We start from the raw sequence: 13,173 nt of genomic DNA on the forward strand, positions 1-13,173 counted from the left end.
TCGGCAACCGGTCGCTACAGCCGCACGCCAGAGCCGACCGGGCGCGACAGCCACTAGCTGGAGCCTGCCGGGCGTTACAGCCGCTCGGTAGGGCCGGGCGGGCGCTTCAGCCGCTCCCCACCCAGGCGGTCGCTTCAGCCGCTCGCTGGAGCCTGCCGGGCGCTTCTGCCCCGTGGTGGAGTCGGCGCCCGGGTTGATTCTGCCGTGCGGGCATGGGTGAGGGGTGGCCACCGGTGGTGGTCACCCCTCGGAGTCGTCGGAGCGCTACTGGCCCTGCTCGTCGCGGCGACGCTGCCAGCGCTGTTCGATCCGGTCCATCATCGAGCGCTTCGGCCGGGCCTGACGGCGCGCCTGCGGGGCGCCGGCGGGCTGTTCGCCCGGCTTGGGCGCCTTGCGCCAGCCGGTCACGGCGAGGACCGCGCAGCCCAGCATCACGAGGAAGCCCACCACGCTCAGCCAGACCTGCTTGGCGACCATTCCTGCCATGAGGAGCGCGATACCCACGAGGAAGCCCGCGACCGCCTGGTAGACCCGCCGCCGGGTGTACGTACGCAGCCCGCTTCCCTCGAGCGCCGACGCGAACTTGGGATCTTCGGCGTACAGCGCTCGCTCCATCTGCTCGAGCATGCGCTGCTCGTGCTCCGAGAGCGGCACGGAGTCCTCCTCATCGTGCAGTCGCCGGGGCGACCCGGGGGGTCCCTTCAGGATAGGCAGGGAATCGCCCCCGTGAAACCCGCCCCTCTGCGCCAATTGGCCAACCGGATTCCGCCATCGACGTCCCGGCTCGCTGAATCTTCCATTCCCCAGCGACCGACCCGTCATGCCGGGTGATCTCCTTCGATCATACGGCTCCAAGCCCCCGTTCGGGGGGCCTGTGGCGTACTCCATGCGCGCTCGCGCCGCTGATCAGCGGCGCGGCACAGGCGTCACTCAGGCCTCGGTGGCCTCCGGCGTCTCCCCGAGCACGTGGAGCTGGGTGGCCACCGAGTGGAAGGCGGGGAGTTCGGCGGCCGCCTCCTCCAGCTTCAGCAGCGCCTCCATGGCGCCGGGCTCGGTGTCCACGAGCACGCCCGGGACCAGGTCGGCGAAGACCCGCACGCCGTGCACGGCACCGACCCGCAGGCCCGCGCCCTCGACGAGCGCGGTGAGCTGCTCGGCGGTGAAGCGGCGCGGCACGGGGTCGCCGGCGCCCCAGCGGCCGTTCGGGTCGTCGAGCGCCTGGCGGGCCTCCTTGAAGTGCCCGGCGAGCGCGCGGGCGAGCACGGCACCGCCGAGACCGGCGGCGAGCAGGCTGAGGACGCCCTCGCCGCGCAGGGCGGCCACGGCGTTGCGCAGGCCCTCGGCCGGGTCGTCGACGTACTCCAGGACGCCGTGGCACAGCACGACGTCGTACCCGCCGCGCTCGACCACGTCGAAGAGGCCGTGGGCATCGCCCTGGACGCCCCGGACGCGGTCGGCTACGCCCGCCTCGGCGGTACGGCGTTCGAGTGCGAACAGGGCGTTGGGGCTGGGGTCGACGACGGTGACGTGGTGGCCGAGGCGGGCGAGGGGCACCGCGAAGTTGCCGCTGCCGCCTCCGGTGTCGAGGACGTCCAGCGCCTGCCGTCCCGTGGCCTTGACGCGGCGGTCGAGGGCGTCCTGGAGGACCTCCCAGACCACGGCGGTACGGAGGGAGGCGCGGGGTCGCAGCGGGTCCGACACGGCAGTTGACTCCTCGGCGCGGCACCGCCTGTTGCACGGCGGAGCGAACGGGCTGCCTCCCGGCCCGGCGTACGGAGGGAAGGCTTCAGGCGTTCTCCACCCTATTGCCTCCGCCGTCCGGCCCGGCCACCTCGGCACCCCGCCCCGCACCACGTCTCGCACGCTGGACTTCCGGCCGTCCCACCGGCCCACGAGACGCCCACGCCCGGCGAACGGCTGCGCCTCCGCTCAGCAGGCGCCGGCCCGGCACGCTCACCCCGCGTCCGGGAAGTCGCGGTCGCTCTCCGGGGCCGGTTCCGGGTGGTCCAGGTCCTGGCGGGGCTGGGGCAGGACCGGCTGGAGTACGAGCATGCGCTCGACGAGGCGCAGGAACATCGCCACGTCGCGTATCAGGTCGTCGGCGTCCCGGCGGCTCGCCGCGCCCTGGATGCCGGCCTCGGCCCGGGCGCGGCGCCGGGCCCCGGAGGCGAACAGCGCGCTCCACTCGGTGAGTTCGGGCGCGATCTCGGGGAGCACTTCCCAAGCGCTCCGGATGCGTGCCCGGCGTCGCACGGTGGTCTCCGGGCGGCCCCGCGCCGCGAGCACCGCCGCGGCCGTGCGCAGGGCGGCGAGGTGGGCGGTGGCGTAGCGCTCGTTCGGAGTCTCCAGCACGGCCGCCTCGTCGAGCCCGGCGCGGGCCTGGGCGAGCAGGTCGAGGGCGGCCGGCGGGGCGGCGGAGCGGCGCAGCACGGGATGGACGTCGCTCGCCGGACCGGTCAGTGAGGGGGCAGGGCCGGTGGCGCGGCGCCGACGAGCGGCTGCTGCGTGGTAGCTGGCCATGACGAACCTCCTGTCATCTGGGTAACGGCACGGATGCCGTATGTGCCCATCGTGCGGTATGCCACTGACAATCCGCTCTGACCAGGCCTTTTGCTTCGATCGAAGGTTCGGAGTAGTTTTTGCACTGACCAGTCAGTTCAAAAGCGGTATCCAGACCAGGGGATGGGGGGAACGTGCCCGGTACCGGTGTCACGGCCCGCGGCCTCGGACTCAGGGGCCCTCGCGGGCGGGTCTTCGGCGACGTCACGTTCGACGCCGCGCCCGGCTCGCTGATCGCGATCGAGGGACCGTCGGGGTCAGGCCGTACATGTCTGCTGCTGACCCTCACGGGCCGGATGAAACCCGGCGAGGGAGCGGCCGAGGTCGGTCAGTGGCGGCTGCCGAAGCAGATGGCGGCCGTACGCCGGGTCAGCGGCCTGGCGAACGTGGCCGGGGTCACCGACCTCGAACCGGCCCTGACCGTCGGCGAGCACCTGCGCGAACGGGCGCTGCTGCAACGGCGTTTCGGCGACTCGCTGCGCGGTCTGCTGCGGCCCCGGCGCGAGCGGACGGCCGAGGCGAAGCTGCGGATCGACGACGCCCTGGCCGCCGCCGGGCTCGACCGCGATTCGCTGCCCAAGGGCTCCCGGACCGCCGTACGCGATCTGGAGCGCCTTCAGGAGCTGCGGCTGTCCCTGGCGCTCGCTCTGCTGGGCGGTCCCCGGCTGCTCGGCGTCGACGACACCGACCTCAAGCTCTCGGACGCGGAACGGGCCGAGATCTGGGCGCAGTTGAGGTCCATCGCCGAGGCCGGGACGACCGTCGTGGCGGTGTCCAGCCAGGCCCCGGAAGACGCCCTCGTCGTGAGCACCCAGGGGAAGGAGAAGGCCGATGCGCTCGCCAAGGCTCGCCGCCCTGGAACTGAGGCGCTTCCGCCGCGGTCGGCTGCCGAGGGCCGCACTCGTTGCGCTCCTGGTGCTGCCGCTGCTGTACGGCGCGCTGTACCTGTGGTCGTTCTGGGACCCCTACGGCCGCCTGGACCGCGTCCCCGTGGCGCTCGTCAACGACGACAAGGGGGCGACCGCCGACGGCAAGAAGGTCACCGCGGGCGACGACATCGTCGACGGGCTGCGGGAGAGCGACACCTTCGAGTGGCACGAGGTGAGCGACGCCCAGGCCCGCAGAGGGCTGGAGAACGGCACGTACTACCTGTCGCTGACCCTGCCCGCCGACTTCAGCGAGCGGATCGCCTCCAGTTCGGGCGACTCCCCGCAGACCGGTGCGCTGCAGGTGCGTACGAACGACGCGAACAACTACATCGTCGGGCAGATCTCCCGCACCGTCTTCAACGAGGTCCGCTCGGCCGCGTCCACCAAGGCGTCGCGCACCTTCCTGGACCGGATCTTCGTCTCGTTCTCCGACATCCACGACAAGACCGTGGCGGCCGCGAAGGGGGCCGACACGCTCCACGGCGGCATCGGAAAGGCGGAGAAGGGCTCCCAGGACCTCGCCGACGGGCTCAAGGAGGCCAAGAGCGGCAGCGGCAGGCTCGCCACGGGGCTGAAGAAGCTCGACTCCGGGGCGGGCGCCCTCCAGGACGGCTCGCAGCAGGTCGCCGACGGCACCCAGACGCTCGCCGACCGGGTCGACGGGGTCTACGCGAAGGCCGGCCCGTTCCTGAAGGACAACGAGAAGACCATCGGCGACACGGCCCGGCTGGTCGCCGACTCGGCGGGGACGGTCAAGGACAACCTGGACGTCCTCGTGAAACTCGCGCCGGGCGCGGCGAAGACCGCACACGCCTCCGCCGCCGTCCTGGACGACGTCTACAGGACCCGCTGCCGGAGCGCCCCGCTGCCCGACCCGGCCTGTCCCGACCTGAAGAAGGCCCGGCAGGCGGCCGACGACGTGGCAGCCGTCGCCGACGACCTCAACACCCTCGTCGCCGACCAGGACGGCGACCTGAAGACGATGAGGGCCGACCTCGGCACCCTCCAGCAGCAGGCCCGCGCCCTCTCCGAGCGCGCCCCACACCTCTACGAGGACGTCAACACGGCTGTCAAGCAGATCAACAAGCTCAACGCCGGCGCCCACCAGGTCGCCGCGGGCGCGAGGAAGCTGCACTCCGGGCTCGGCACGGCCCGTACGGGAGCGGACGAGCTGGACGCGGGCCTGGGCACCGCCGAGTCGGGCGCCGAGACGCTGAGCGGCGGGATGTACCGGCTGGCGGACGGCTCCCAGAAGCTCGCCGGTGGACTGCACGACGGCGCCGGGAAGATCCCCGACTACGACAAGAAGGACCGCGACGAACGCACCGGCGTCATGGCCGACCCCGTCCGCCTGGCCTCCCACGACCTGCACAAGGCGCCCAACTACGGCACCGGATTCGCCCCGTACTTCATCCCGTTGTCGCTGTGGGTGGGCGCGATGGTGGCGTACATGCTGATCCCGCCGCTCAACCGGCGTGCCCTGGGCGTGGGCTCGTCCGCGTGGCGGATCGCCTTCGCCGGCTGGCTGCCGGTCGTCGCGGTCGGGGTGCTGCAGGTGAGCGCGCTGATGGACGTCCTGCACTGGGCGATCGGCCTTGAGATGCTGCGGGCGGCCGGCACGATCGGCTTCCTGTTCCTGGTGGCGGCCTGTTTCGCGGCGATCGTCCAGTGGCTCAACGCCCGCTTCGGCCCCGCGGGCAGAATCCTCGTCCTCGCGTTGCTGATGCTCCAGCTGACCTCGGCCGGCGGCACGTACCCCGTGGAGACCAGCCCGGGCTTCTTCAACGCCATCCATCCGTTCCTGCCGATGAGCTACGTCGTGGAGGCGCTCAGGCGGCTCATCACGGGCGGCGGCCTCGGACCGGTGTGGCACGCGTGCGTGGTGCTCGTCGGCTTCACCGCGGGCGCCCTCGCGCTGACCGCGGTGTCGGCCCGCCGCCGCCAGGTGTGGACGGTGGACCGGCTGCACCCGGAGCTGAGCCTGTGATCGGGAAGAAGGCCCTGCACGGGCGCGTACCTGTGACAATCGGGGCCATGGAAAGCAGCAGCACCACGTCGGGGGGCGGCACGCGCCGCGAGGCCACCCGGCAGAAGCTCTACGAGGCCGCCGTCACGCTCATCGCGGAGCAGGGCTTCTCCGCCACGACGGTCGACGAGATCGCCGAGCGGGCCGGGGTCGCGAAGGGCACCGTCTACTACAACTTCGCGAGCAAGTCGGTCCTCTTCGAGGAGCTGCTGCGGCACGGGGTGGGCCTGCTCACCGCCTCCCTGCGGGAGGCGGCGGAGAAGACGGCCAGGGACGGCGGCAGCAAGGTCGACGCCCTGGACGCGATGATCCGGGCGGGTCTCGTCTTCATCGACCGCTACCCGGCCTTCACCCAGCTGTACGTGGCCGAGCTGTGGCGCACCAACCGGGCCTGGCAGTCCACGCTGATGGTGGTGCGGCAGCAGGCCGTCGCCGTGGTGGAGGACGTTCTGCGCGAAGGTGTGGAGAACGGCGAGTTCAGCGACGAGATCGATGTGCCGCTTACCGCGTCGGCGCTGGTCGGCATGGTGCTGGTGGCCGCCCTGGACTGGCAGTCCTTCCAGCCCGAGCGCTCCCTGGACGATGTCCACGCGGCGCTGTCCCGGCTGCTGCAGGGTCGGGTCAGCGGCCACCGCTGAACCGACGGCACCGCGGAGCCGAACGGCACCGCCGAGCACACGAAAGCGCCGGTCCGCTCTGGCCGCGTCCCCCGCGGGCCACCTCGAACCGGCGCCTTCTCGTGCTCCCCCGTTCTCTCTTCTCCCCCGTTCCCCCCGTTGGGACCCCCGTCGTGGTCGTTCCCCCGGGTTCCCCCGTGCCTCGCTCCCGCCGACCACCGCCGGCGGAAGGAGCGGATCGCGGGCCGCTCCGTTCCGGCGCCCCGTGTCGCCGGTGCCGGAGCCGCGCCCCTTCTCCGTGTCACCACTTTCTCGTTCACGCAGGTCGGGCCCCATCCGCGCGCGTACTCATCTCACTCACTAGGTACGGATACTCAGTTCTGCGCGCTCACCCCCAGGACGCCGTGTTGCCCACTGGTTACGATCGCCCCCGTGTCCGTACTCCCTCTGGCCGGTTCGGTGACTGTCAGTGGCGATCGCTAAAGTCGCGGGCATGGGACGGATCGCGGTGATCGGCGCCGGGATGGGCGCGATGGCGGCCGCCGCCCGGCTGGCCGTGGCGGGCCACCGGGTGACGGTGTACGAGCGTACGGAGACGTACGGCGGTGCGGTGCGCCGGTTCGAGCGGGACGGGTTCGGTTTCGACACCGGGCCCGGGCTGCTGACGCTGCCCGCCGTGTACCGCGACCTGTTCCTCAAGACGGGCAAGGAGCCACTGGAGGACCGCGTCGAGCTGGTCCAGGTCGATCCGTCGTCACGGCACGTGTTCGCGGACGGCACGGCGGTGTCCCTGCCGAACGCCTCACGCGCGGGCGTGGTCGCGGCCCTGGACGAGGCGCTGGGCGCGGGGGCCGGACAGCGCTGGGGCGACTTCCTGGTGCGGGCCCGGGAGGCCTGGGACCGCACCCGCAGGCCCCTGCTGGAGGAGCCCCTGTGGCCGAACTGGCAGGTGCTGGCGGAACGCGAGCCCTATCCGGCGGTACCGCACAAGAAGCTGCTGCGGACCCGGCGGGCGTCGACCCTGGCGGAGATCGGGGCGTGGGAGCTGCGCGATCCGCGTCTGGCCGCGCTGTTGGACGGTTACGCCCTCGCGCACGGTGTGGACCCCGGCACCGCTCCGGCGAGCGCGGCGGTGCTGCCGTACATGGAGCACGCGTTCGGTACCTGGTATGTGCGCGGTGGCGTGAGGGAGTTGGCCCGTGCGGTGTACGAGCGGTGCGTCGCGCGGAAGGTCGAGTTCGTCTTCGGCGCGGAGGTCACCCGGGTACTGGACAAGGACGGCCGGGCGGCCGGGATCGAGCTGGCCGACGGGACGGTGGCGGAGGCGGACACCGTCGTCGGGGCGGGCCCGTGGCGCATGCGCGGGCTTGTACGGGGGCGGGAGCCGTACGGCACGAAGGACCTCGCACCCCACGCCGAGGACCGGCACCCCGGCCGCGTGGTGGTGTGCCTCGCGCTGCGCGGCGCGCGGGAGTCGGGGGCGGTGCACCGCACGGTGGTGCACTCCGACGACGCCGAGGGCGAACTCGACCTGTTCCGGCACGGGCACACGCCCGACCGGCCGACGGTCCGCGTCGACCGCCCGGATGACCCCGCCCTTCGCCCGGACGCCGATCACGAGTCGGTGGTCCTGACGGCGACGGTGCCCTCCGCCGCGGAGTACGACTGGGCCGCGCCCGGCGCCGCCGACGCCTTCGCGGACCGGATGGTGGCCGCCGCCGAGCGCGCGGTGCCGGAACTGCGCCGGCGGACGCTGTGGCGGGAGGTCCGCACTCCCGTGCACACCGGACAGGAGACGGGCGCCGAGGGCGGTGCCGTGCCCCCGCCCTCGCTCGCCGGTGGGGAAGGCACCCTGCATCCCGCCAACACCACCGCCGTCCCCGGTCTGTTCAGCGTCGGCGGCTGGTCGCACCCCGGTGGTGGGCTCGCCCATGCCGGGATGTCGGGTGCGCTCGTGGCCGGGCTGATCGTGGAGGGGGCGGAGTTCCGGGGGTCCCAGTGAGGGGTCCGGTCCAGGGCTGAGGAAGGCTCAGAACCGGTACTGCTGCTCGTCGTAGCCGGTGCCGTGACCCTGGTTCTGGCCCTGGCCGTCGCCCTGGTAGGGGTACTGCTGCTCCTGCGGGAGCTCGCCGCCGTACGTCTCGTCCGTGCGCTGCTGCGGGACCCACACCCCGCCGGAGGGGGTCTCGGTGCCGTACGTGCCGGTGCCGTACTGGTCCTGCGTGTACCCCTGCTGGTCGTACTGGCCGTACGAGGCGTCGTAGCCGCCGCCGTAGGTCTGGGTGCCGATGTACGGGTCGGAGTAGGCCGCGTACTGCTGCTGGCCGCCGGCGTCGTAGCCGTACTGCTGCTGGTTGTAGCCGGAGTAGTCGTACCCGTAGGTCTGGTCGGCGCCCTGGGCGGCCGTCGCGTACTGGTCCTGGGACTGGCTGGCGTTCGCGTGGGACGGGTCGCCCGCCGGGTAGCCGGAGTCGCCGCCGTATACGCCGTAGGAGCCGGTGTCCTCCTCCAGGGGCTGCGGCTCGTACACCATGGTGGACTCGGCGGCCGTGGGCTGGGGGGAACGCGCGGGGGTGAAGACGTCGTCGCGGTCGTAGTCGTCGTCCGCGCCGAAGGACGCGCCGTCCTGGGCGTAGGGGCGCCCCTCGCCGTACCCGGCGTCCGTGGCGGCCGACTCCAGGTCGGAGACCTCGAGGGCCGGGTCCTCGCGGTCCGCCTTGCCGCGGCGGCGCTTGCTGGTGACGCCGAGCAGATCGCCCTCGCCCTCGGGGCGCTTGACCGCCCAGCCGGCCGAGAAGCCACGGCGGAAGGACAGGGTGACGTACGTCTGCCCGACCGCGAACGCGGCCGCGCCCAGGCCGATGACGACCACCGACCCCATCAGCACCCCGACGACCACGCCGAGGAAGCCGACGAACGCGAGCAGCCGCCAGCGCAGGCGCGCCTTGTACTGCAGCAGCACCTCACCCAGCAGCCACAGCGCGACGATGCCGAACGCGATGTAGAGGACCGTCCAGCCCATGTACGCCCCTCTCCCAGTGACCGCTACGCAGTGTGTCGTATACCCGTGCGGCCGGTCTAGGCCTGCGGGGAGTGGTGCAGGCCCAGGTTCTCGTAGATTTCCAGCGACGCCGTGGAGTTGTTGAGCGTGATGAAGTGCAGTCCGGGCACTCCCTCGGCGAGCAACCGCGCGCAGAACTCCGTGGCGAATTCGATACCAATGGAGCGTACAGCGGCCGGATCGTCTTCTGCTGTGAGGATCCGCTCTTTCAGGGCGGACGGGATGTGGGCGTTGCTGAGCTGTGGCAACCGCTCCAGCATCCTCACACTCGTCACCGGCATCACCTCGGGGATGACCGGGGTCTCGCAGCCCGCCGTCGCGACCCGGTCGCGCAGCCGCAGATACGACTCGGGCTGGAAGAACATCTGCGTGATGGCGTAGTCGGCGCCGGCCCGGCACTTGTCGACGAAGCGCGTCACGTCGGCGTCCCAGTCGGCGGAGCGCGGGTGCATCTCCGGGAAGGCCGCCACGCCGACGCAGAAGTCGCCCGACTCCTTGATGAGCCGGACGAGTTCGGCGGCGTAGGTCAGGCCGTGCGGGTGCGGCACCCACTCGCCCATGGGGTCGCCGGGCGGGTCGCCGCGCACGGCGAGGATGTTGCGGATCCCGGCGTCGGCGTACTGGCCGATGATGTTGCGCAGTTCGGCGATGGAGTGGTTGACCGCGGTGAGGTGGGCGACCGGGGTGAGGGTGGTGTCCGCGACGATCTGCTGGGTCTCCTTGACGGTGCCCGCGCGGGTGGAGCCGCCGGCGCCGTACGTCACGGAGACGAAGTCCGGGGCGACCGCCTCGACCCTCCGGAGCGCACTCCACAGACTGCGCTCGCCCTTGGGCGTCTTGGGTGCCGAGAACTCGAAGGAGTACGTCGTCCTGCCCGTGGCGAGCATGTCACGCACAGTGCGTGCGCGGTCCGTCCTGGTGGATGCGGTTCCGAGGGCCATACCCGCAGGTTAACCAGGGGGGCGCGGTCCCCCAACCGAGTCCCGGGAATTTGCCCGAATTGCCACCCTGCTGTCCACCCCTTGGACACCCGGGCGGGACGCGGGGACCAGACGTACGGGCCGGACACCGCCCGTCACGGTTGCCGCAGTCGCTTGGCGAACTCCGCCGCCGCGGCGCCCGGATCGTCCGCCTCGGTGATCGCGCGGACCACCACGACCCGGCGGGCGCCGGCCTCCAGCACCTCGTCGAGGTTGCCGAGGTCGATCCCGCCGATGGCGAACCAGGGGCGGTCGGTGCCGAGGGCGGCGGTGTGCCGGACCAGACCGAGGCCGGGGGCGTGCCGTCCGGGTTTGGTGGGGGTGGGCCAGCAGGGGCCGGTGCAGAAGTAGTCGACGCCGTCCTGGACGGCGGCCGCCTCGGCCTCCGCCTCCGCGTGGGTGGAGCGGCCGATGAGGACGTCGTCGCCGAGGATCGCGCGGGCGGCGGGCACCGGCAGGTCCCCCTGGCCGAGGTGGAGCACGTCCGCCGCGGCCGCGTGGGCGACGTCCGCGCGGTCGTTGACCGCCAGCAGCCGACCGTGCCGGGCGCAGGCCTCGGCGAAGACCTTCAGGTGCTCCAGCTCCTCGGCCGCCTCCATGCCCTTGTCACGCAGCTGGACGATGTCGACCCCGCCGGCCAGCACGGCGTCCAGGAACTCGGGGAGGTCACCCTGGCGCCTGCGGGCGTCCGTGCACAGGTAGACGCGGGCGTCGGCGAGCCGGGCGCGGGCGGTGGTGGCGGCGATGGACATGCGAGGGTCCCCCGGTGTCGTTCCAGGCCGGCGTACGGGACGGGGCGTGCCCGCGGCCGTGGCTGCCGCGGGCCGCGGTGTGCCACGGCCGTGGCCCGGGCGGGCCCGGCCCGTACGCCGGACGGTGTTCGGATGATCAGGCTGTTCGGATCAGACGGCGAGCGCCTGGGCCCGGCGCTTCACCTCCGTGCCGCGATTCTCGCTCAGGGCCTGAGCGGGGGTGCCGGGCAGGCTCTCGTCGGGGGTGAAGAGCCACTCGAGCATCTCCTCGTCGGAGAAGCCGTCGTCCCGCAGGAGCGTCAGGGTCCCGGACAGGCCCTTGACGACCTTCTGCTCGGCCCCGTCGATGAAGGCGGCGGGGACGTGCAGTGCGCGGTTCTCACCTCGGCGTACGGCGATGAGCTGGCCCTCCTTGACCAGCTGCCGGACACGCGTCACCTCGACGCCGAGCATCTCGGCGATGTCGGGCAGGGTGAGCCAGGCGGGGACGAGAGCATCGATCTTTGCGTCAATCTCGGTCACGGGATTAAGCGTGCCATCCAGGACTGACAGTCGGAAGTCGGGGCCGTCCGACCAGGGCCGAAAGGCTAGGCCGTGGCGGCCTTGAGCGGGCGGGTCGGGTCGGCGAGGAGGGCGGGGTCCATCGGTGTGGCCGCCTCGATCAGCCGTCGGCCCTGGGCCAGGTCCCGGGGCCTGCCCACGGCCAGCAGGGCGATCAGACGGGTCTCGCGCAGCCAGCACACAGACCAGGACGGGCCCGAGGGGTCGCCGCGCCACAGGGTGGTGTCGGCGGAGGTGTGGTGGCCGGCGTACTGGACGAAGCGGCCGAACTGCTCGGACCAGAAGTACGGCACGGGGTCGTAGACGGCGGGCGGCGCCCCGGTGGCCGCGGCGATGATGTTCGCGGCGACCGTGCGCGGGCCCTGGAGGGCGTTGTCCCAGTGGTGGACGAGCAGGCGCTCGCCGTACCGGCCCGAGGGGAAGGAGGCGCAGTCGCCGACGGCGTGGACGTCGGGCGCGGAGGTGCGCAGGTACGCGTCGGCCACGATCTCGTGGTGGGCGCCGAGTTCGATGCCGGAGCCGGTGAGCCAGCCGGTGGCGGGGCGGGCGCCGATGCCGACCACCACGGCACCCGCGGGCAGCCGCGAGCCGTCGTCGAGGACGACCTCGCCGGGTTCGACGCGCTCCACGCGCGCGTGGGTGCGCAGTACGGCGCCGGCGTCCTCGTACCAGGCGGCCATCGGGGCGGCCACCTCGGCGGGCAGCGCGCCGGCCAGCGGCCGGTCGGCGGCCTCCACGACGGTCACCGAGCAGCCGGCCTCGCGCGCGGCGGTGGCGAACTCGGCGCCGATCCAGCCCGCGCCGACGACCACGATGTCGTGCTGCCGGGCGAGCACCGGACGCAGCCGCTCGGCGTCGTCCAGGGTGCGCAGCAGGTGAACACCGGGCACGCCCTCGGCGCCCGGCAGGCGGACGGGTTCGGCGCCGGTGGCGAGGACCAGGACGTCGTACGGGACGGGCCCGGCCTCGGTGTCCAGTTCGTGGTCGTCCGGGCGCACGCCGAGCGCCTCGCGTCCCAGCAGGAGTTCGATGCCGAGCGCCTCGAAGTCGACGTCGAAGGCGGAGCCCTCCGACTTGCCGAGCAGGACGGCCTTCGACAGCGGCGGGCGGTCGTAGGGCTGGTGGGGCTCGGCGCCGATCAGGGTGACGGTGCCCCCGAAGCCCTGTTCGCGCAGGGCGACGGCGGTCTGCACACCGGCCATGCCCGCGCCGACCACGACCACCCGTCGCTGCGACTGCGTCGTCTGCTCGCTCACCTGATCACCATAGACACTGACGATCCGTCAGTCAGTGGCCCGGTTCCGTGACCTGCTCCACAACACTGGTCCCGCGGCCCGGCTGCGACTCCCACTCCCAGGTCTCCTCCAGCCGCACCCGGCCGTCGGGCAGTGCGACGACCGTGGACACGCAGTGCCCCGAGGACGTCGTCCCGTCGTGCTTGAGCTGCACGTACCGGAAGTCGAGCCGGTCCCCCGACCGGGTACCCACCAGATGCCCGCGTACGACGTCGCCGCCCGCGTACTCGGCCCAGATCTCGCCGTCCTGTTCGTGGTACGTGAAGCGGGTCCTGGTACCCACCTGACCTGGGGCCTGGTCGGCGACGGGGGCGAGGACGAGGCCGTCCAGCGAGCGGGACACGGCGGGAGGCTCCCTTACAGAGGCTTGGCGGGTCGGGCTAGGGTGGCCAC

Annotated in this window: 12 protein-coding genes and 1 pseudogene; 4 read left to right on the top strand and 9 right to left on the bottom strand. The window is 72.6% G+C overall.

What is annotated here, in order from left to right:
- Positions 1 to 264 precede the first annotated feature (264 nt).
- The 3 genes from MKW14_RS27335 to MKW14_RS27345 all read right to left on the bottom strand — a co-directional run bounded on the left by MKW14_RS27335 (position 265) and on the right by MKW14_RS27345 (position 2,520).
- A complete protein-coding gene (locus MKW14_RS27335) occupies positions 265 to 654 on the bottom strand; it encodes an SCO2097 family morphological protein (RefSeq protein WP_240866512.1) in 390 nt (129 codons plus the stop codon).
- Between the two features lie 276 nt (positions 655 to 930).
- On the bottom strand, positions 931 to 1,701 hold the full coding sequence (locus MKW14_RS27340) for a methyltransferase (protein ID WP_240866514.1): 771 nt from the start codon (positions 1,699 to 1,701) through the stop codon (positions 931 to 933).
- A 252-nt stretch (positions 1,702 to 1,953) separates the two neighbouring features.
- Positions 1,954 to 2,520, bottom strand: coding sequence for an SAV_6107 family HEPN domain-containing protein (locus tag MKW14_RS27345; protein WP_240866517.1), 567 nt, complete (start codon positions 2,518 to 2,520; stop codon positions 1,954 to 1,956).
- 173 nt (positions 2,521 to 2,693) lie between these two features.
- Here MKW14_RS27345 and MKW14_RS27350 point away from each other — a divergent pair.
- From MKW14_RS27350 to MKW14_RS27365, 4 genes and pseudogenes are all read left to right on the top strand, one after another.
- A pseudogene (locus MKW14_RS27350) lies at positions 2,694 to 3,374 on the top strand (ATP-binding cassette domain-containing protein); the annotation flags it as partial.
- 16 nt (positions 3,375 to 3,390) lie between these two features.
- Positions 3,391 to 5,475, top strand: a complete 2,085-nt coding sequence (locus tag MKW14_RS27355; protein ID WP_240866520.1) for a YhgE/Pip family protein — start codon at positions 3,391 to 3,393, stop codon at positions 5,473 to 5,475.
- A gap of 47 nt (positions 5,476 to 5,522) precedes the next feature.
- A complete protein-coding gene (locus MKW14_RS27360; RefSeq protein WP_240866522.1) occupies positions 5,523 to 6,152 on the top strand; it encodes a TetR/AcrR family transcriptional regulator in 630 nt (209 codons plus the stop codon).
- Positions 6,153 to 6,624: 472 nt separating this feature from the next.
- Positions 6,625 to 8,133 (top strand): phytoene desaturase family protein, encoded by a 1,509-nt coding sequence (locus MKW14_RS27365; RefSeq protein WP_240866524.1) that lies wholly within the window; start codon positions 6,625 to 6,627, stop codon positions 8,131 to 8,133.
- 27 nt (positions 8,134 to 8,160) lie between these two features.
- Here MKW14_RS27365 and MKW14_RS27370 read toward each other — a convergent pair whose 3' ends face one another.
- The 6 genes from MKW14_RS27370 to MKW14_RS27395 form a co-directional block, all read right to left on the bottom strand.
- Positions 8,161 to 9,153, bottom strand: coding sequence for an SCO2102 family sporulation regulator (locus MKW14_RS27370; protein WP_240866526.1), 993 nt, complete (start codon positions 9,151 to 9,153; stop codon positions 8,161 to 8,163).
- 56 nt (positions 9,154 to 9,209) lie between these two features.
- Complete coding sequence (gene metF / locus MKW14_RS27375; RefSeq protein WP_240866529.1) at positions 9,210 to 10,133, bottom strand: methylenetetrahydrofolate reductase [NAD(P)H]; 924 nt, start codon at positions 10,131 to 10,133, stop codon at positions 9,210 to 9,212.
- 134 nt (positions 10,134 to 10,267) lie between these two features.
- Positions 10,268 to 10,924, bottom strand: coding sequence for a thiamine phosphate synthase (gene thiE / locus MKW14_RS27380; protein ID WP_240866531.1), 657 nt, complete (start codon positions 10,922 to 10,924; stop codon positions 10,268 to 10,270).
- A 150-nt stretch (positions 10,925 to 11,074) separates the two neighbouring features.
- On the bottom strand, positions 11,075 to 11,446 hold the full coding sequence (locus MKW14_RS27385; protein WP_133042867.1) for an Rv2175c family DNA-binding protein: 372 nt from the start codon (positions 11,444 to 11,446) through the stop codon (positions 11,075 to 11,077).
- A gap of 65 nt (positions 11,447 to 11,511) precedes the next feature.
- On the bottom strand, positions 11,512 to 12,741 hold the full coding sequence (locus MKW14_RS27390; protein WP_240866533.1) for an NAD(P)/FAD-dependent oxidoreductase: 1,230 nt from the start codon (positions 12,739 to 12,741) through the stop codon (positions 11,512 to 11,514).
- Between the two features lie 31 nt (positions 12,742 to 12,772).
- Positions 12,773 to 13,123 carry an avidin-fold protein gene (locus MKW14_RS27395; RefSeq protein ID WP_240866535.1) on the bottom strand — a complete coding sequence of 117 codons (351 nt, stop codon included), beginning with the start codon at positions 13,121 to 13,123 and terminating at the stop codon, positions 12,773 to 12,775.
- Positions 13,124 to 13,173: the final 50 nt, after the last annotated feature.

The sequence above is a fragment of the Streptomyces gilvus genome, assembly GCF_022513565.1.
GTDB lineage: Bacteria > Actinomycetota > Actinomycetes > Streptomycetales > Streptomycetaceae > Streptomyces > Streptomyces gilvus.